The organism is Streptomyces sp. NBC_01351, from assembly GCF_036237315.1.
Classification (GTDB): domain Bacteria; phylum Actinomycetota; class Actinomycetes; order Streptomycetales; family Streptomycetaceae; genus Streptomyces.
Genome location: NZ_CP108356.1, coordinates 4,114,401 through 4,133,433, shown reverse-complemented (window position 1 = coordinate 4,133,433; position 19,033 = coordinate 4,114,401). Strand labels below are relative to the sequence as shown.

At 70.6% G+C, this 19,033-nt stretch carries 13 protein-coding genes; 7 read left to right on the top strand and 6 right to left on the bottom strand.

The window, feature by feature from the left end; translation table 11 throughout:
* Positions 1 to 59: 59 nt before the first annotated feature.
* Positions 60 to 1,148, bottom strand: a complete 1,089-nt coding sequence (locus OG625_RS18980) for a glycosyltransferase (protein WP_329382264.1) — start codon at positions 1,146 to 1,148, stop codon at positions 60 to 62.
* Between the two features lie 277 nt (positions 1,149 to 1,425).
* Between OG625_RS18980 and OG625_RS18975 the strand changes: the two genes are divergently transcribed.
* Both OG625_RS18975 and OG625_RS18970 read left to right on the top strand, forming a co-directional pair.
* Positions 1,426 to 2,478, top strand: coding sequence for a hypothetical protein (locus OG625_RS18975; RefSeq protein WP_329382263.1), 1,053 nt, complete (start codon positions 1,426 to 1,428; stop codon positions 2,476 to 2,478).
* Between the two features lie 214 nt (positions 2,479 to 2,692).
* The gene (locus tag OG625_RS18970; protein ID WP_329382260.1) at positions 2,693 to 3,604 is read left to right on the top strand and encodes a hypothetical protein; all 912 of its coding nucleotides are present in this window, start codon (positions 2,693 to 2,695) and stop codon (positions 3,602 to 3,604) included.
* Between the two features lie 69 nt (positions 3,605 to 3,673).
* Here the strand turns inward: OG625_RS18970 and OG625_RS18965 are convergent, their stop codons facing one another.
* The 4 genes from OG625_RS18965 to OG625_RS18950 all read right to left on the bottom strand — a co-directional run bounded on the left by OG625_RS18965 (position 3,674) and on the right by OG625_RS18950 (position 9,038).
* Positions 3,674 to 4,489: a hypothetical protein gene (locus OG625_RS18965; protein WP_329382258.1), complete on the bottom strand. Its 816-nt coding sequence runs from the start codon at positions 4,487 to 4,489 to the stop codon at positions 3,674 to 3,676.
* 137 nt (positions 4,490 to 4,626) lie between these two features.
* Positions 4,627 to 6,273, bottom strand: a complete 1,647-nt coding sequence (locus OG625_RS18960) for a transposase (protein WP_329382256.1) — start codon at positions 6,271 to 6,273, stop codon at positions 4,627 to 4,629.
* A 120-nt stretch (positions 6,274 to 6,393) separates the two neighbouring features.
* On the bottom strand, positions 6,394 to 7,740 hold the full coding sequence (locus OG625_RS18955; RefSeq protein ID WP_329390771.1) for a metallophosphoesterase: 1,347 nt from the start codon (positions 7,738 to 7,740) through the stop codon (positions 6,394 to 6,396).
* Positions 7,741 to 7,922: 182 nt separating this feature from the next.
* On the bottom strand, positions 7,923 to 9,038 hold the full coding sequence (locus OG625_RS18950; RefSeq protein ID WP_329382254.1) for a LacI family DNA-binding transcriptional regulator: 1,116 nt from the start codon (positions 9,036 to 9,038) through the stop codon (positions 7,923 to 7,925).
* 361 nt (positions 9,039 to 9,399) lie between these two features.
* On the opposite strand from OG625_RS18950, the gene hisC reads away from it, so the two are divergent.
* Positions 9,400 to 10,479: a histidinol-phosphate transaminase gene (gene hisC, locus OG625_RS18945; protein ID WP_329382252.1), complete on the top strand. Its 1,080-nt coding sequence runs from the start codon at positions 9,400 to 9,402 to the stop codon at positions 10,477 to 10,479.
* 48 nt (positions 10,480 to 10,527) lie between these two features.
* Here hisC and OG625_RS18940 read toward each other — a convergent pair whose 3' ends face one another.
* Complete coding sequence (locus tag OG625_RS18940; RefSeq protein WP_329382250.1) at positions 10,528 to 10,896, bottom strand: cyclophilin-like fold protein; 369 nt, start codon at positions 10,894 to 10,896, stop codon at positions 10,528 to 10,530.
* Positions 10,897 to 11,085: 189 nt separating this feature from the next.
* Here OG625_RS18940 and OG625_RS18935 point away from each other — a divergent pair, with 189 nt between their 5' ends.
* From OG625_RS18935 to OG625_RS18920, 4 genes are all read left to right on the top strand, one after another.
* On the top strand, positions 11,086 to 12,591 hold the full coding sequence (locus OG625_RS18935; protein ID WP_329382248.1) for a cytochrome ubiquinol oxidase subunit I: 1,506 nt from the start codon (positions 11,086 to 11,088) through the stop codon (positions 12,589 to 12,591).
* An 18-nt stretch (positions 12,592 to 12,609) separates the two neighbouring features.
* The gene (gene cydB, locus OG625_RS18930) at positions 12,610 to 13,611 is read left to right on the top strand and encodes a cytochrome d ubiquinol oxidase subunit II (protein WP_329382246.1); all 1,002 of its coding nucleotides are present in this window, start codon (positions 12,610 to 12,612) and stop codon (positions 13,609 to 13,611) included.
* A gap of 83 nt (positions 13,612 to 13,694) precedes the next feature.
* Positions 13,695 to 17,261, top strand: coding sequence for a thiol reductant ABC exporter subunit CydD (gene cydD / locus OG625_RS18925; protein WP_443067736.1), 3,567 nt, complete (start codon positions 13,695 to 13,697; stop codon positions 17,259 to 17,261).
* Positions 17,262 to 17,285: 24 nt separating this feature from the next.
* Positions 17,286 to 19,022: a sensor histidine kinase gene (locus tag OG625_RS18920; RefSeq protein ID WP_329382242.1), complete on the top strand. Its 1,737-nt coding sequence runs from the start codon at positions 17,286 to 17,288 to the stop codon at positions 19,020 to 19,022.
* The last annotated feature ends 11 nt before the right edge of the window (positions 19,023 to 19,033 follow it).

Here is a 19,033-nt window from a genome sequence, read left to right as displayed (position 1 = left end):
GTGCGCGGTGCGCGGTGCGCGGTGCGCGGTGCGCGGTGCGTAGTGCCTGTGCCTGTGCGTCAGGCGGGGACGAGGTGCGGGTCCAGCTTGCGCCGTGCGAAGTCGAGGTTGGCGCGGACGCGGTCGCGCTGATCGGCCGGCAGCCTGTCCGACTCCAGGAGGCGTTCGCAGCAGTCCGAAGACTCCCGGTACTCGCCGACCCAGTAGGCGGCCACCGCGAGTTCGTCGAGCGCGCGCCATTCGTACCAGTCGAACTCGACGAACAGGATGTCCTCCGGCCGGGGGATCAGTGCTGCCTGCCGGGCGAACACGTACGCCAGCGGGAAGCGGCTCTGCTGCCGGCAGATCCGGGCGAGGCTGCCGAGCGCCTCGGCGCGCGTGGGGCGGCTCTCGTGTGCGCGCAGGAAGCGGTCCATCACGTCGGCCCGCGGCCGGTCGAGGCTTGCCGCGATCCGCGCCGCGTAGAGCTGGGAGCAGAAGGCCTCCTCGGCGAAGCCGCCCATGCCCGCCCGGCGGTCGTAGGCGGCCAGGGACTTCTCCGGTTCTCCCGCGTCGCGCCAGCTCTGGGCGAGGTAGAACGCGTAGCGGGCGTTTTTCGGTTCCTTGAGGAGGCCCTGTTCCAGAACCTCCGCGTCGCGCAGGTATTTCTGCCGCTCGCCGCCTTCCCTGAGGCGTGCTCCACCGCCGACGATGAGAATGTTGGCGCCTTCGAGAACTCCACGGCTGTACCGGGTCGATTCGCACTCCAGGTACTCGTGGAGTACGCCGACGTATCGCCACGGCAATCGGGTCGACACCAGTGCGGGACGCCAGTGAATGACGGGGGCGTGGTGAATTGCGACGCTGTACAGATCGTGGCTCAGGTCCGGCATGCGAAAACCGGGCTGTACTTCCATCACGTCGTCGGCGTCGATGAACAGCAGGTAGTCCGCGCTGGAGCGGGCGAGGTCGATGGCCTCGCTGCGGCTGCCGTCGAACCCCTTCCAGGGCCGCTCGTGCAGCACTCCGGGCAAATCGCTGAAGAATTCTCGGATGATCTCTTGAGTGCCGTCGGTGGAGCCGGTGTCCACGATCACCCATGTATCGATCAAAGGGCGCACCGACTCCAGACACTTCCGGATCACGGGGGCCTCATTTTTTACGATCATATTCAAGCAGACTGTTGCTTTCAAGGATCCCATCCACTGTGGTGATGACAGTGCCCGTAAGTCGCACGTCGACGGTAGGGATCCTTGCAATGGCTTGCAAGGAAGCGTGACCGCAATACGAGAAAGGCGCCATTCGGGGGCGCATTACTGGTCCGATCTGTTGACCTCGTTGCGAGGCGTCCCACCGCTCTTGAAATCCGATCACCACTATGACCGAGGCGGCCCACAAGGCCCCATCGCACATCGTTGGATCCGGTTTCTAGAAGGAGCGGCGTATATGTATCCCGAGAACAAGACCAGGTCGACGCTCGGCCCCCTGCCCCGGCGGAGCGGTTGGGTCACGGGCGGAACCCTCGCCTCGCTCGCCCTGGTTTTGATGGGTGTCGCCACCCCCGCGCTCGCCGCGGGCCAGACCATCCAGGCCACGCAGGCGGTAGTGGCGGCGAACCCTCCCGGTGACCCCTGCGAGGAGCACCACGGCGAGCCGGGCGAGGACCACCCGTGGGGAGCGGACGCCTGGCTGGACGGACCCCACGGCGACGACAAGTGCGACGAGGGCAAGCCGGGCGCCACCGGTGCCACGGGCGCCACCGGCGCGACGGGTGCCACCGGTGCCACGGGTGCCACCGGCGCGACGGGTCCGGGCGGCGGCGGCGCGACGGGTGCGACCGGTGCGACGGGTGAGCAGGGTCCCCCCGGTGCCGACGGTGCTGACGGCCAGGACGGTGCCCCGGGCGCGACGGGCGCCACGGGCGCGACGGGTCCGGGCGGCGGCGCGACCGGCGCGACGGGTGCGACGGGTGAGCAGGGTCCCCCCGGTGCCGACGGTGCTGACGGCCAGGACGGTGCCCCGGGCGCGACGGGCGCGACGGGTGCCACGGGTGCGACCGGCGCCAGCGTGTGCAGCGACGTCGACGCCTACACCCCCAGCAACGCCAACGAGACCAAGGCCGTGCTCAGCGGAGACGTTGCGTACGCCGGTATCCGAGACCTGACGCCGGAGCCGACGCCGTTCCTCTGGTACGACCTGACGGACACCGAGACCGACTTCCCGGATGGCGCCTGCGCCATCTCCATCGCCGCCCAGACCAACGCGGAGGATGGCGTCTCGGTCCAGGTGCTGACCACCGGGGGTGAAGTCTGGGAGATCACCTGCGCGATCAACCAGGACACGGACCCCGAAATCGGGTTCGTCCTCGACTGCGGCAACGACTGGGAGCAGCTGTCCACCCCGACCCCCGGCTCGGACGGCCCGCCGGCCCCGCCGCTCGACAGGTTCAAGAGCAAGCTCGACGTCCTCACGGACCGCAAGATGCTGAACCAGAAGTAGTGCAGCAGTAACCCCGGGCGGCCCGGAGCGCCGTCGGACGATTCAGTCCGGCGCTTGCTCCGGGCCGCCGCCATTGGGTGCGTATCACTAGTCCGATAAGTGGACTTTCCTGCGAGGTGTCCTGCCGCTTGGGGCCGGGATCCTCACGATGGCCGGGGCGGTCGAAAGACCCCCTCGCACATCGTTCGATCCGGATCGAGAAGGAGCGGCGTACATGAGCCCCGAGAACAAGACCAGGTCAACCCTCGGCCCCCTGCCCCGGCGCAGTGGCTGGCTGACCGGCGGAACCCTCGCATCGATGACCCTGGTTTTGATGGGAGTCGCCAGTCCCGCGTTCGCCGTCGGCCAGACCGTTCAGGCCGCGGAGACGGCCAGGGTGGCGGAGGCCGTGGGCAGCGACCCCTGCAAGCCCCACAAGCCGAACTACAAGCCGAAGTCGGCCTCGCTCTCCGAGGTTGCCGGGCCCGTCGGTGACGACAGGTGCGACAAGGGCAAGCCGGGCCCGACCGGCCCGACGGGTCCCACCGGCGCCACGGGCGCGACCGGTGACCCGGGTGAGCCGGGCGCGGATGGTGCCACGGGTGCGACCGGTGCGACCGGTGCGACGGGCGCGACGGGCGCGACCGGTGCCACGGGCCCGACGGGTGCGACCGGTCCGGCGAGGTGCGTGGACGTCGACGCCGTCGCGGACAACAACGCCTGGGAGGTGAAGGCCGCTCTGACGGCGGACCGCACCGCCTTCGTCGGTATCCGCGACACCCAGGGCTCGTTCAACGGCCCCAACACGACCGAGTTCAGCTGGCACAACCTCACCATCAACCCGCCGCACACGAACTACCCGTCGGACGCGTGCGCGATCTCCATCGCGCACCAGGCGAACAACGTCTCGATCCAGGTGCTGACCGAGTCCAACCAGCTCTGGGAGACCCTCTGCTTCGTCGTCCCCGAGGGCGACCCGGTGACGCCGCGCAACTTCGAGCTCGACTGCACGGACGACCCCATGGTCCCGCAGGACGACGGTGCGGGTCCCTGGACCCAGAGGATTCCGGGCCCGAGCGGTGTCGTCCCCCTGAGCCGCTCCGCGGCGTCGCAGCTGGACGTCCCGAAGGGGGCCAAGCTCGGCTGACGCAGCCGGAACCGACGCGGTAGCCCCGCACCCGGCACCAACCTCCGCGACCCGGAGCGCGGCCGGACCTCAGTCCGGCTCGTGCTCCGGGCCGCCGAAGTCCGGACTCGTGAAGTCCGGTGACGTGTAACCCGGCCGGGGGCCCTCGTTGGGGGCCCCCGGACTCGTGAAATCAGGTGCCGTGTAGCCCAGATCGGGCATCCGGCTGCCACCCCTGCGGGGCCTGGGAAGCCCCGGGCCCGCGCTCGGATCGGCCAGCGCGTCCCGCAGGAACGGCATGATCCCCCGCTCCAGCAGGGCATTGCGCCAGGCTTCCCTGGCCCGCGCGACCTCGTCGGGTACCGCCTCGGTCTCGGCCACCCCCACCTCGGTCGCGCTGTTGCGGACGGCCGTCACCAGCAGAGCGATCACGGCGAAGAGCAGGCCGGCCGCGGTGAGCGCGCCGAAGAGCCAACCGGCCGTCAGCATCGTCTCCGCGAAGGCGGGTTCGGGCTCGACCATCTTCAGGCCGTAGCCCACGAGCAGGAAGATCAGCATGGCCGTGCCCGCCAGGACGGGCGCGAGGACCGCGACCACCGCGCTGACGCCCGCGCCACCGCCGCTGTCCTGCTCACCGTGCTCGTCCCCCGTGTTCCCCGGGGTGGAGAGGACCTCGTCGCGGCGTTCCTCGCGGACCTTCACGTAGTGGTCGTACTCGGCCGCGGCGGCGGACGTGAGCAGTGCGCGGGCCCCGAGGGCCATGGTGCGCAGTTGTTCGGCGTTCAGCCGTTCGCCGAGGGTGGCGAGCTCGGGCCGTTCGTGTGCGGTGCGCAGCGCCTCGTCGAGGAGCCGATCGAACTCCGGTCGGTCTTCGGTCAGCAGGTGCGGAGCGCTGGTCATGTGCATCCCCCGATGCTCCGTAGAAGCCGGTATGCCCGCGTAGACCCGGGCGCCGGCACAAACGGAGGAGAGCCTGCTACGGATAGAGCGATGGTAGAGCGCCCACACCACGCCGTGACAGGGGCTTTCCGGAAATACCGTTCCTAGAAACCGAGTGGGAGTGTGTCCTGTTGCCAAGACTTGTCTCTCTCAGCCGCGCGCCCCGAACGGTGTTGGGCGTGCTGGTTGCCCGCTTTCTCTCCGTGTCCGGGCTGCGCGCATCGTGTGCGTGGTCCGGGAACGCGGTGTCGGGTTTCCTCACGCCCTCGGGTGCCCGGTCCGGCCTGGACGGTCCGATGCCCACGACGATCGCTCTGGTCGTCGTGGGGCGGTGCCGTCCGTCGCCGGATCGGGTGCCCGAGGGCGCGTCGTCCGATCGCGATGCTTGCGGCATCGTGTCGGGTGGTGGTGCGCTGGGGCGCGGCCATCGGCTTCTGCCAGTGCTGCGCGCCCCACACGCTGGTGTACGCAGGATCGACCGCGACAACCGCCAGACCCTGCTCGGCGGCCATCGACACGAGCCGTGCGCGGAGCTTCCCTGTGGGAATGCCGGAGATCAGCTGCCGGAACTTCTTCCGTCGGCCGTGCTTCTCCCGGGTCTTCTCCTCGGTGAAATCAAGGTCTTCGATGGCGATCGCCTGAACCCCGCACCGCTGCGCCCAGTGGAGAAGTTGGGTGATGGCGTGGCGGATCTGCGCGTCCCGGTGCTGGGTGGTGCCGGTGAGCTCGTAGGGGAAACGGTGGGGATCACCGACGGGGTTGCCGTGGGAGTCGAGCCGCCAGGCGGCGAAGTGGTCCGCGTTGGTGTCCACGCCCACGATGCCGTTCGCGCGGGCCGCAGCAAGGGGCACCGTCTGGACAGCGGGGCGGCTCCAGGCGGCGTCCAGGTACCAGCGGCCCCGTGAGCTGTCGTAGTGGATGCGGTAGGCGACGGCCCGATCCGCCGAAACCCGGTCACGCCACTCCGTGCCCCGGTGAGGGAATGCGACACGCGCCGTCAGCGTGTACCGCCCGTTCCTGCTGTTGGCGTATCCGGCGAGCGGGGCGGGCAGCTTGATGCTGACCTCACCGTCGGGGGTGACCCGGATCGTCTCGTTCCCGAATCGTTTACCCGACTCGCCGTCCGCGGACAGAAACCAGCGTGCGACCTCCCACCGCTCCCGCCACTCAGCTTCGGTGAGCCCGGCAGCTTCCAGGTGGTGGCGGGTGTTCGCCAGTTTCCGGCCACCGCGCACGACACGAACCCGGCTGGCATTACGGTCAGCAGCGACCTGCTCGCGGCGTTCCTCCAGACACGCGAGACGGCGTGACTTGGCAAACCACTCACGCTGTGACCGGTAGCCACCTGGAGCTCGTTTGGTGTTCTGTTCCCCGATCGGGAGGGACAGGCGGTGGCGGAGCATGCGGATCCCCGCATCAAGCCCAGCCAGGTGGGTGGCCTGAGCGCGACGGGACAGCGACCACTGGTCATGCGTGGCTTTCGTCAGACTCCCGGCCCACCGGGACGACGAAAACGCGGTCAGGTCGCGCTTGCGGTCGGCCCACGACTCGTTGGAATGCTGTAGAGCGTCAGCGCACCGGGCCTTGAGGTCCCGCCCGGCCAAGGCCCCCAGGTGCGCGCCGACGAGCCGCAACAGCGTCTCGTCCTCGCCGGTCAGTCCCTTGAGACGGTCACGAATCGACACACCCGACGGGCCCAGGGCAACGAACGGCGAAGCGATCGCTCGGAGCTGCTTTCCCGGCTCAGCCACCCTGCGCCGCCGACTCCTTCAGGTTCATGCCCACGACCGTAACCACACTCACTCGAACGCACGATCACTCAAAAGAGTGATCTGACGGCACAAAAGCCGCCAACTCCTATGCGTGAACCCTTAGTTGCTCAGCGGGAGTTGTACGACGAGAAGCTTGCCCGCCATCGTGACCCCGCCGTCCATCGCGATGGCGAGGCCCTGCGCGTACACGTGCGGGCCGTCGACGGCCTCGGGGCCGCGTGACTCGTCGCCGTCCTCGGTGCCCACTTCGCCGAGCAGGTAGGGGATGGGGCTGTGGCCGTGTACGACGCGGCTGCCGCCGTACGTCCCGAGCAGTTCGCGCACGGCCTGCGGGCCGGTCTCCTCGTCGCGGAAGGCGAACCGCTTGGTGAACTTGCGGAAGAGGTCCCAGGTGATGTCGGCGTCGCCGCGGTTGAGCAGCTCGTGGATGGTGTCGTTGACGTCCTCGACGGAGTCGCCGTAGTCGAGGTAGGCCGTGGTGTCGGAGTGCAGCAGGAGGTGGTCCTCCACCAGGACGGCCGCGTCGAGGCGCGACATCCACTGCAGGTGCACGTCCTGGAGGCGTTCCATGTCGGTGCGCTGGCCGCCGTTGAGGAGCCAGGCGGCCTGGAAGGTGGCGGTGCCGGCGCCGGAGGCGATGGGGGTGTCGCCGAACCGCTTGGCGCCGATGAGCAGCAGCTCGTGGTTGCCCATGAGGGCCTTGCAGTAGCCGCCGGCGGCGGCGGCCTCGGCGGAGAGCCGCATGACGAGGTCGATGACGCCGATGCCGTCCGGGCCGCGGTCGGTGAAGTCGCCGAGGAACCAGAGCCGGGCGTTTCCGGCGGACCAGCGGCAGTCCGCGTCGATCAGGCCCTGGACCCGGAGCTCGGAGACGAGTTCGTCGAGGTAGCCGTGGACGTCGCCGACCACGTAGAGCGGGCCCGGGCCGGCGGCCTGGTCGTCCTGGGGGACGTACGTGACCTGGACGGTGTCGCCGGGGCCGCCGAGGGCGCCGCGGCCGATGACCGGCAGGTCGCGGAAGGTGGGGGTGTAGCCCTCGGGGTCTTCGTCCTCGGGCTCCTCGGGAGCCCGGCTCATGAGGACGGGGCCGGAGGCGGGGCGCGCGGCGGGGATCTCCGCGAATCCTGCGGGGGGCCCAGTCGGGGGTCCTGCCGGGGGCCCAGCCGGGGGCTCGGTGAAGTGGTCGGCGTACTGCTCGGCGTAAGGCTTGGCGTAGGCCTCGCCGTACGGCTCGTCGTACGTCTCGGCGTGGGGTTCGACGCCGCCGTCGGCGTAGTACGCGGGGTACTCGCCGTACACGGGAGCCTCGCCGGGAATCCCGGCGGATACGGCGTACGGGGCGGGTTCGGTGACAGGTTCGCCGACCGGCACCCGGAAGTCCCGCAGCGTCTCCGTCCGCATCGCGGGTCCCTGACCGGCCCCCTGAGTCATCGACCCCTCCACCACCGTCGCGCTGCCGTACACCTGCGGACCCTCCTGACCTCCGGGGAGGAGGGTCCGTGATGTCGTGCGCCCATCATAGGAATGCAGCTCGCGCTCTGTGACGCACCAGGGGTGGTGAATCCTGTGCGGAACCAGTCGTTCCTGCTGCTTTCTCCTGAAATGGCCGTTGTTGAACTGCTCGGAGGTCAGTCCTGTGACGGGGAACGGGGCGGGCTGACGGTCGTACGGGGCTGCCTGCGCTGGGACGAGGTACGGATGATCAGCTCGGTCGGGACGACCTGTTCCACGGGCCGTCCGGTGTCCACTCCTTCGATGGCGTCGATCAGGAGCTGCACCACGGCGGTGCCGATGCGGCGGGGTTTGAGGGAGAGCGTGGTGATCGGCGGTTCGGTGTTGGCGTACACGGTGGACTCGCTGCAGCACACGAGCAGCAGGTCCTCGGGGACGCGCAGGCCGTAGCGCCGGGCGGCGGCGAGCAGGTCGGTGCCGTTGGGGTCGAAGAGGCCGTAGACGGCGTCGGGCCGGTCGGGGCGGGCGAGGAGCCGGTCGGCGGCGACGGCGCCCGCGCAGGGGTCGTGGGCGGGGTAGGACTCGTACACGGGGTCCTGGCCGACGCGCTCGCACCAGTTGAGGTAGGCGGTGGTGGAGAGCCGGGTGTAGGTGTCGGTGGTGGTGCCGGTCAGCAGCCCGATGCGGCGGGCGCCGGCGGCGGCGAGGTGGTCGAGCAGGCCCAGTACGGCGGCCTCGTGGTCGTTGTCGACCCAGGCGGTGACGGGGAGGGAGCCCGCGGGGCGGCCGTCGGAGACGACGGGGAGTCCCTGGCGGACCAGTTCGGTGACGACGGGATCGTGGTCGGACGGATCGATGACGACGGTGCCGTCGAGGGCGACGTTCGACCACACGTCGTGCCGGGAGGTGGCGGGGAGGATGACGAGGGCGTAGCCGCGGGCTAGTGCGGCGGAGGTCGCGGCCCTGGCCATCTCCGCGAAGTAGGCGAATTCGGTGAAGGTGAAAGGTTCATCCCCGTACGTCGTCACGGTCAGGCCGATGAGGCCCGACTTGCCGGTACGGAGGGTGCGGGCGGCGGCCGACGGGCGGTAGCCGAGGCGGTCTGCGACCTCTCGAACGTGGCGGCGGGTGGCGTCGGGCAGACGTCCCTTGCCATTGAGCGCGTCGGAGACGGTCGTGATGGAGACGCCCGCCGCGGCGGCCACGTCCCTGATGCCGGCCCGGCCCTGTCGGCCGGCGGCCCGCCGGGTGGTCTCGGTCCGGCTCACCTGATGCTTCCCTGCTGCTGTCATGGCGAGCCGATAGTAGGGCTCTGGGACCGGGGCGGACCGGGTGCATATGCACCCGTTGACAGGCACGATTCTGCACGTTTCGCCACCCCCAATGACCTTGGAAACGAAGGTATTTGGGTGTGCGTGGCGAGGGTGCCGCTTGTCGGCGGGTCCGGGCATGCCAAGCCGGTGAGGTCTCGGACCGGTCTCAACTCACCTGTACGAGGGATGCGCGCCACGGCGCAGGCCACCGGCGCGCGCATATATGCGCGCGCTCCCCCGCATTCCAGGCGCCCCCATTCTCGGAAGAGCGGAATCCTCATAAGGTGAGCAGTATTGAGTCGACGGCGACGTCGTACGGGACGGTCGAGGAGGACCTGCGGTGAGCGAGAAGAGCCCGAAGCTGCGCGCCGAGCTGGACGGCATTCCGACATACAAGCCCGGCAAGCCGGCTGCCGCGGGCGGTGCCGTCGCGTACAAGCTGTCTTCGAACGAGAACCCGTACCCGCCGCTGCACGGGGTGCTGGAGAGCGCGGTCGCGGCGGCGGGCAACTTCAACCGCTACCCCGACATGGCGTGCACCGGCCTGGTGAACGAGATCGCGGAGCGCTTCGGGGTGCCGGTCGAGCACGTGGCCACCGGCACCGGCTCGGTGGGCGTGGCCCAGTCCCTGATCCAGTCGACGGCCGGCCCGGGCGACGAGGTCATGTACGCCTGGCGTTCCTTCGAGGCGTACCCGATCATCACGCAGATCTCCGGCGCCACCTCCGTCCAGGTCCCGCTGACCGACGGCGACGTGCACGACCTGGACGCGATGGCCGCGGCGATCACCGACCGGACCCGGCTGATCTTCGTCTGCAACCCGAACAACCCCACCGGTACGGCGGTGCGCCGCGCCGAGCTGGAGCGGTTCCTGGACCGGGTGCCGTCGGACGTCCTGGTGGTGCTGGACGAGGCCTACCGGGAGTTCGTGCGCGACACGGACGTGCCGGACGGCGTCGAGCTGTACCGCGACCGGCCGAACGTCTGTGTTCTGCGTACCTTCTCCAAGGCGTACGGGCTCGCGGGCCTGCGCGTCGGCTTCGCGATCGCGCACGAGCCGGTGGCCGCGGCGCTGCGCAAGACGGCGGTGCCCTTCGGTGTCAGCCAGCTCGCGCAGGACGCGGCGGTGGCCTCGCTGCGCGCCGAGGACGAGCTGATGGGGCGCGTCGGGTCCCTGGTGGGGGAGCGCGCGCGGGTCCACCAGACGCTGCTGGCGCAGGGCTGGGCGGTGCCGGACACCCAGGCGAACTTCGTGTGGATGCGGCTGGGGGAGCGCACCGTCGACTTCGCGGCGGCCTGCGAGAAGGCCGGTGTGGTGGTCCGGCCCTTCGCGGGCGAGGGCCTGCGGGTCACGATCGGCGAGCCGGAGGCGAACGACCTCTTCCTGCACACGGCCGCGGCGTTCTTCAAGGAGCTGTAGGAGCTGTAGGAGCCGCAGGAGAGGCAGGGCCATAGGAGCTGTAGGTCGTCAGACCAGTTCCACGCGGATGGGGTCGCCGTCACGGACGGTGGCCAGCAGGCGGGGGTCGCCGTCGAACGAGCCGAGCACGTTGCAGGGGCTCGCCAGGCGGCTCTCGCCTCCGCGCGAGATGGGCGTGGGGCCGTAGGGCAGCGCGAGCGCGTCGCCCTCGGTCCAGAACGCGACCGTGCCGGGCTCGACGACCTGCTGGGCGTCGTCTTCCAGGGCCACGGAGACGCCGGTGTCGAAGTAGACCTCCTCGCCCCAGGTGTTGGCGGAGGCGGAGATCGGAAGGGCCGCGGCCAGTGCCTTGCTGGTCGGGGTCTCGTCGAGGGTTGCGGTGAGCAGGCCCGCGGGCCAGGAGATTCGAATCTTCATGAGCCATATTCAACAATTTGTTGAATCGATTGGCTAGGGGACCCCCGCTGCGAAGGGTCGGAAGCCGGTACGTAATAATGCTTGTGAATGTGAACGCGTTCACAAGCGTGTCCTGCTTCCTCCCGGTATGGAGGGAACCCGCCAGGCAGACTGCGGCTGTGACCACGGCGACGACAAGGAGAAGACGACGTGGACCTAGCTTTGGCGCCAGAAACATTGGCGCGTTGGCAGTTCGGCATTACCACCGTCTACCACTTCCTCTTCGTCCCACTGACGATCTCGCTCGCCGCCCTCACGGCCGGCCTGCAGACCGCGTGGGTGCGTACCGAGAAGCAGAAGTACCTCAGGGCGACGAAGTTCTGGGGAAAGCTTTTCTTGATCAATATCGCGATGGGTGTCGTCACCGGCATCGTCCAGGAGTTCCAGTTCGGCATGAACTGGTCCGACTACTCGCGCTTCGTCGGCGACATCTTCGGGGCGCCGCTGGCCTTCGAGGCGCTGATCGCCTTCTTCTTCGAGTCGACCTTCATCGGTCTGTGGATCTTCGGCTGGGACAAGCTGCCGAAGAAGATCCACCTGGCCTGCATCTGGATGGTGTCCATCGGCACCATCCTGTCCGCCTACTTCATCCTGGCGGCGAACTCCTGGATGCAGCACCCCGTCGGGTACCGCATCAACGAGGAGCGGGGCCGGGCCGAGCTCACCGACTTCTGGCTGGTCCTCACCCAGAACACCGCGCTCACCCAGTTCTTCCACACCATGACGGCCGCCTTCCTCGTCGGCGGCGGCTTCATGGTCGGCATCGCCGCCTTCCACCTGGCGCGCAAGAAGCACGTCCCCGTGATGCGCACCTCGCTGCGGCTCGGCCTGATCACCCTGATCATCGCCGGAACGGGCACGGCCATCAGCGGCGACCTGCTCGGCAAGGTGATGTACGAGCAGCAGCCGATGAAGATGGCCGCCGCCGAGGCGCTCTGGGACGGCGAGGCTCCGGCACCCTTCTCGATCTTCGCGTACGGCGATGTCGACAAGGGCCACAACAAGGTGGCGATAGAGATCCCGGGGCTGCTGTCCTTCCTCGCGAAGGACGACTTCACCTCCTTCGTCCCGGGCATCAACGACGTCAACAAGGCCTCGCAGGAGCAGTTCGGGCCCGGCGACTACCGGCCCAACATCCCGGTCGCCTACTGGGGCTTCCGCTGGATGATCGGCTTCGGCATGGCCTCGCTGGGCCTCGGCGTGCTGGGGCTGTGGCTGACCCGCAAGAAGTTCATGCTGCCGCCGGGGCTGCGCACCTCGGAGGAGGAGGTCCCCAACCTGGTCCTCTTCAAGAAGGCGCTGAGCCCGAAGTGGGGGCGGATGTACTGGATCGTCGCCCTCTGGACGATGGGCTTCCCGCTCATCGCGAACTCCTGGGGCTGGATCTTCACCGAGATGGGCCGCCAGCCGTGGGTGGTCTACGGAGTCCTGCGCACCCGGGACGCGGTCTCGCCGAACGTCTCGCAGGGCGAGGTGCTCACGTCGATGATCGGCTTCACCCTGCTCTACGCCGTGCTCGCCGTCATCGAGGTCAAGCTCCTCGTCAAGTACGTCAAGGCCGGCCCGCCCGAGCTCACCGAGGCCGACCTCAACCCGCCCACCAAGATCGGCGGGGACGACAAGAACGCCGACCGCCCGATGGCCTTCTCGTACTGAGGCTGGGGAGACCACACCATGCAACTCCACGACGTCTGGTTCGTACTCATCGCCGTTCTGTGGATCGGCTACTTCTTCCTGGAGGGCTTCGACTTCGGGGTCGGCGTACTGACCAAGCTGCTCGCCCGCGACCGCACCGAGAAGCGGGTCCTGATCAACACGATCGGGCCCGTCTGGGACGGCAACGAGGTCTGGCTGCTCACCGCGGGCGGCGCGACCTTCGCGGCCTTCCCCGACTGGTACGCCACCCTCTTCTCGGGGTTCTACCTGCCGCTGCTGCTCATCCTGGGCTGCCTCATCGTCCGCGGTGTCGCCTTCGAGTACCGGCACAAGCGGGACGAGGAGCGCTGGCAGACCAACTGGGAGCACGCGATCTTCTGGACCTCGCTGATCCCCGCGTTCCTGTGGGGCGTGGCCTTCGCCAACATCGTGCGCGGCGTGAAGATCGACCAGCACAAGGAGTACGTCGGTACCTTCTTCGACCTGCTCAACCCCTACGCGATCCTCGGCGGCCTGGTCACCCTCACCCTGTTCACCTTCCACGGCGCGGTCTTCACCTCGCTCAAGACGGTCGGTGACATCCGGGACCGCTCGCGCAAGCTCGCGACGCAGCTGGGCGTGGCCACCGCGGCGCTGGCCCTGGTCTTCCTGACCTGGACCCAGTTCACCCGCGGCGACGCCAAGAGCCTGGTCGCCATGGTCATCGCGGTGCTCGCACTGGTCGGGGCCCTCGGCTTCAACCTGGCGGGCCGTGAGGGCTGGTCGTTCGCGCTGTCCGGGGTCACCATCGCGGCGGCCGTCGCGATGCTCTTCCTGACGCTCTTCCCGAACGTCATGCCGTCCTCGCTGGACGACGCCTGGAACCTCACGGTCACCAACTCTTCGTCCAGCGCGTACACCCTGAAGATCATGACCTGGTGCGCGGCCGTGGCCACCCCGCTCGTCATGCTCTACCAGGGCTGGACGTACTGGGTGTTCCGCAAGCGCATCGGTACGCAGCACATCGTCGACGCGCACTGATGCCCTCACGCCCTGACGCATTGATGTCCTGACGCACTGACGCCCGGCCCTCCCGCTGGACCCTGCCCCGAGGGATGTTTCACGTGAAACCGATCGACCCGCGCCTGCTTCGGTACGCCCGCGCCACCCGCCTCTTCCTGGGGGCGGTGGTGGCCCTGGGCATTGCCGGGGCGGGGCTGGTCGTCGGTCAGGCGATGCTCATAGCCGAGATCGTGGTCGGCGCCTTCGAGGAGGGGCTGGGCGGGGAAGCGCTCCGGACGCCGCTGCTGCTGCTCGCGGCGGTGGCGCTGGGGCGCGGCCTGGTCGCCTGGCTGACGGAACTGGCCGCGCACCGGGCCGGCGCGGCCGTCAAGTCGGAGCTGCGGGGCAGGCTCCTGGAGCGGGCCGCGGAGCTGGGGCCCGGCCGGCTCACCGGTCAGCGGACCGGCTCGCTGGTCTCCCTGGCCACCCGGGGCGTGGACGCCCTCGACGACTACTTCTCCCGCTACCTGCCCCAGCTGGGGCTCGCCGTGGTCGTACCGGTGGCGGTGCTCGCCCGCATCGTCACCGAGGACTGGGTGTCGGCGGCCATCATCGTGGTCACACTGCCGCTGATCCCCCTGTTCATGGTCCTCATCGGCATGGCCACCCAGTCGCGGATGGACCGCCAGTGGCGGCTGCTTTCGCGGCTGTCGGGGCACTTCCTCGACGTGGTGGCCGGCCTGCCGACCCTGAAGGTGTTCGGGCGGGCCAAGGCGCAGGCCGAGTCGATCCGCAAGATCACGGACGACTACCGGCGCGCGACGATGCGGACCCTGCGCATCGCCTTCCTCTCCTCCTTCGCACTGGAGTTGCTGGCCACCCTGTCGGTGGCGCTGGTGGCCGTGACCATCGGCATGCGGCTGGTCCACGGCGGCCTGGACCTCTACACCGGGCTGGTCATCCTGATCCTGGCCCCCGAGGCGTACCTGCCGCTGCGGCAGGTGGGCGCGCAGTACCACGCGGCCGCCGAGGGGCTGGCGGCCGCGGAGGAGATCTTCGAGGTACTGGAGGCCCCGCTCTCCGGCCCGTCCGGCGGGGCGGAGCTCCCGGTCGGCGCTCCGCTGAGGATCGAGATCGACGGGGTCGCCGTCCGCTACGAGGGCCGGGGCGAGGACTCGCCCGGCCCCCTCTCGCTGACCGTCGACCCGGGGGAGTGCGTGGCGCTCACCGGCCCGAGCGGGGCCGGGAAGTCCACGCTGCTCCAGGTGCTGCTCGGGTTCGTGGCCCCGACCACGGGGCGGGTCCGGGTGGCGGGCGTGGACCTGGCCGAACTGGCGCCGGAGCAGTGGCGGTCGCGGATCGCGTGGGTGCCGCAGCGGCCGCACCTGTTCGCCGGGACGATCGCCGAGAACGTGAAGCTCGCCCGGCCCGGGGCCTCGGACGCCGAGGTGGCCGCCGCGCTGGAAGAGGCCGGCGCGTGGCCGTTCGTATCCGCGCTGCCCGACGGGACGGGGACCCTGCTGGGCGAGGGCGGTGCAGGGCTGTCCGCCGGCCAGCGCCAGCGGCTCGCCCTGGCGCGGGCGTTCCTCGCGGACCGGCCCGTGCTGCTGCTGGACGAGCCGACCGCGGCCCTGGACGGGGAGACCGAGGCCGGGATCGTGGAGGCCGTACGCCGGCTCGCCGTGGGGCGGACCGTGCTGCTGGTCGTGCACCGCCCGGCGCTGCTGGCGCTGGCCGACCGGGTCGTGGAGGTCAGCCCCGCGGGGCTGACCCCGACCGCGACCCTTCCGGAGGCTTCCGCCGGGCTCCGAGCGCGGGACGCGGAGCGGGACTTCGCCCCGGACGTCGATGACACGCTGCCCGCCGGGCAGGCCCCGGCGGGGAGCCCGGGAGAGAAGGCGGGGGGCTCGGGGGCGAAGGCGGGGAGCTCGGGGGCGAACCCGCTCGCGCGGGTCCGGGCCGCGGCCGAGGCCTGGCAGGGGCGGTTCCGGCTCGGGCTGCTGCTGGGGGCGCTGGCCGTCGGGTGCAGCGTCGGCCTGATGGCCGTGTCCGGCTGGCTGATCTCGAGGGCCTCCGAACAGCCGCCCGTGCTCTATCTGATGGTGGCCGTCACCGCCACCCGCGCCTTCGGGATGGGCCGGGCCGTGTTCCGGTACGCCGAGCGGCTCGTCTCGCACGACGCCGTCCTGCGGATGCTCGCCGACCTGCGCGTGGCCGTGTACCGGAGGCTGGAGCGCATCGCGCCCGCCGGGCTGCGCGAGCACCGGCGCGGGGACCTGCTGGCCCGCCTCGTCGCCGACGCCGACGCGCTGCAGGACTACTGGCTGCGCTGGCTGCTGCCGGTCGGCACCGCGGTGCTCGTCGGTACCGGCTCGGTCGCCTTCACCGCCTGGCTGCTGCCCGAGGCGGGGGCGGTGCTCGCCGTCGGCCTGCTCGCCGGGGGCATCGCGGTGCCGCTGGTCAGCGGGGCCTGCGCCCGCCGTGCCGAGCGCCGGCTCGCGCCCGTCCGGGGCGAACTCGCCACCCGGGTGGCCGATCTGCTGACCGGCACCGCGGAGCTGACCGTGGCCGGTGCGCTGGAGGACCGCAAGGGCCGGGCGCGCGAGAGCGACGGCGTGCTGACGCGGATCGCCGCGCGGGGCGCCGCCGCGAGCGGGCTGGGTGACGGGCTGTCCGCCCTGGTGTGCGGGCTGACCGTGGTGGCCGCCTCGGCGCTCGCCGCGAACGCCGTGCACGAGGGAAGGCTCTCCGGGGTGGCCATGGCCGTCGCCGTCCTGACCCCGCTCGCCGCTTTCGAAGCGGTCAGCGGCCTGCCGCTCGCGGTCCGGTACCGCCGACGGGTGCGGCGCAGCGCCGAGCGGCTGTACGAGGTCATCGACGCGCCCGTGCCGGTCGTCGAGCCCGAGCAGCCCGCCGCGGCACCCGTCTCGCCGTTCCCGCTGCGGCTCACCGGTCTCGCCGCCCGCCACCCGGGCCAGGACCGTGACGCACTGCGGGGGCTCGACCTGACCCTGGAGGCAGGCCGCCGCATCGCCGTCGTCGGCCCCTCGGGTTCCGGCAAGACCACCCTGGCCCAGGTCCTGCTCCGGTTCCTGGACCCTCTGGAAGGCACGTACACCCTGGGCGGGAGCGACGCCCGCACCCTCGACGGGGACGACGTGCGCGCGCTGGTGGGCCTGTGCGCCCAGGACGCGCACATCTTCGACAGCTCGGTCCGGGAGAACCTGCGGCTCGCCCGGACCGGGGCGAGCGAGGAGGAGCTGCGCGCGGCGCTGGCCGCGGCCCGGCTCCTGGAGTGGGCCGACAGCCTGCCGGACGGGCTGGACACGCTGGTCGGCGAGCACGGGGAGCGGATCTCGGGCGGCCAGCGCCAGCGCCTGGCCCTGGCCCGGGCGCTGCTCGCGGATTTCCCCGTACTGGTCCTCGACGAGCCGGCCGAGCACCTGGACCTGGCCACGGCGGACGCCCTGACGGCGGACCTGCTGGCCGCGACCGAGGGCCGTACGACCGTGCTGATCACGCACCGGCTGGCAGGTCTGGAAGCGGTCGACGAGGTGCTCGTACTGGATCACGGGGACGTCGTACAGCGTGGTGCGTACGCGGAGCTCGCCGCTGCAGAGGGCCCGCTGCGCAGGCTGTTGGAGCGGGAACGGGCAGTGGAAGGGACTTTGGCCGACTTTCCCCTCTAATCAGGACTAACTAGGCTCAAGGGCATGTCAGCGCAGGAGTCGCAGGAATCACCCGAGCCATCACCTGGAACACCGGACCCGTTGGAGGCCGCCACCCAGGCCACCAGGAGTCTGCACGGGCTGTCCACCGAGCTCACGGCCCGGGTACCGCAACTGCTGGAGGCCATGAGGTCGGTCGGCACCGGGCTTGAGCTGCACTCCACGCTCGACCGCATCTGCGAGACCGCCGCCGAGCTCGCGGACGCGCGCTACGCGGCGATCGGCGTCGTCGACACGGAGGGCCGGGGGCTCTCCGACTTCGTCACCTTCGGGATCAGTTCCGCCCTGGCCCGGAAGATCGGGCACCGTCCGGACGGCAAGCGGGGCCTGCTCGGTGCGCTGATCTCGCATCCCGACACGGTGCGGCTCGCCGACCTGACCCAGGATCCGCGGGCGGCCGGGTTCCCGGCGCACCACCCGCCCATGAAGACCTTCCTCGGGGTCCCGATCCGGGTGCAGGGAGAGATCTTCGGCAATCTCTACCTCGCGGAGAAGAACGGCGGCGGCGAGTTCAACGACTACGACGTCCACATGGTCCGGGTGCTCGCCACCGAGGCCGGCATCGCCATCGGCAACGCCCGGCTCTACGAGGCCGCCACCCAGCGCGAGCGCTGGATCGACGGCTCGGTGGCCGTGACCACCGCCCTGCTGTCCGGCGGGGACGCCGACGACGCCCTCGCGGTGGTGGCCGAACAGGCCCGCCACCTGGCGGACTCCGCCGCCGGCATCGTGATGCTCCCGGCCGAGGAGGGCGGGATGGAGATCGTCGCCGTCTCCGCCGAAAACCCGGCCACCTCGCTGGGCGTGGTGATCCCGGCGGAGAGTCCCGTGGTGGACAGGCTGCTCCAGGGCGAGCCGGTCTTCGTGGAGGACGCCGCCTCCGACCCCCGCATGATCAGCAAGATGACCAGCCAGTACGGCCCGTGCATGATGCTGCCGCTGCACAGCGGGGGGCGGGTGCTGGGTGCGCTGGTCACCCCCAGGGCCCGCGGCAAGCGACCCTTCAGCGAAGCCGAGCGGACGCTGGCCACCCAGTTCGCCTCCCAGGCCGCCCTCGCCCTGATGATGGCCGAGGCCCAGCGCGACCGGGAGCGGCTCGCGGTCTTCGAGGACCGCGACCGGATCGCCCGCGACCTGCACGACCTCGTCATCCAACGGCTGTTCGCCACCGGAATGATGCTGGAAGGCGCCCAGCGCCGGTCCATCGTCCCCGAGGTCCGCGACGGCGTGGGCAAGGCCGTGGACGAGCTCGACGTGACGATCCAGGAGATCCGCACCGCGATCTTCGCGCTCCAGCAGGGCCCGGCCGAAGCCCCGTCCGGGCTGCGCACCCGGGTGCTGCGGGAGATCAACATGGCCGCCGTGCCCCTGGGCTTCAAGCCCGCGCACCGCTTCCTCGGCCCGATCGACGCCGTCGTCGGCGAGCTCGTGGGCAAGAACCTGATCGCCGCGCTGCGCGAGGCCCTGTCCAACGCCTTCCGGCACGCGGAGGCGCACCGGATCGAGGTGGTCCTGGACGCCACCGTCACCCTCGCCGACGGGCGGCCCGGGGTCCGGCTGGAGGTCGCCGACGACGGAGTGGGCATCCCCGAGGGCGGCCGCCGCAGCGGGCTGCGGAACCTGCGCCGGCGGGCGGAGTCGCTGGGCGGCGCGAGCTCGTACGGCCCGGGCATCGGCGAGGACGGCGGCGGAACCACCCTGGTGTGGGAGGCCCCGCTCTAGGGCCTGCCCGT

What these genes read in the sequence shown, in the direction of transcription:
- OG625_RS18980 (WP_329382264.1), bottom strand. Translation starts at nt 1,148, where the DNA reads ATGATCGTAAAAAATGAGGCCCCCGTGATCCGGAAGTGTCTGGAGTCG.
- OG625_RS18975 (WP_329382263.1), top strand. Translation starts at nt 1,426, where the DNA reads ATGTATCCCGAGAACAAGACCAGGTCGACGCTCGGCCCCCTGCCCCGG.
- OG625_RS18970 (WP_329382260.1), top strand. Translation starts at nt 2,693, where the DNA reads ATGAGCCCCGAGAACAAGACCAGGTCAACCCTCGGCCCCCTGCCCCGG.
- OG625_RS18965 (WP_329382258.1), bottom strand. Translation starts at nt 4,489, where the DNA reads ATGCACATGACCAGCGCTCCGCACCTGCTGACCGAAGACCGACCGGAG.
- OG625_RS18950 (WP_329382254.1), bottom strand. Translation starts at nt 9,038, where the DNA reads ATGACAGCAGCAGGGAAGCATCAGGTGAGCCGGACCGAGACCACCCGG.
- OG625_RS18940 (WP_329382250.1), bottom strand. Translation starts at nt 10,896, where the DNA reads ATGAAGATTCGAATCTCCTGGCCCGCGGGCCTGCTCACCGCAACCCTC.
- cydB (WP_329382246.1), top strand. Translation starts at nt 12,610, where the DNA reads ATGCAACTCCACGACGTCTGGTTCGTACTCATCGCCGTTCTGTGGATC.
- OG625_RS18920 (WP_329382242.1), top strand. Translation starts at nt 17,286, where the DNA reads ATGTCAGCGCAGGAGTCGCAGGAATCACCCGAGCCATCACCTGGAACA.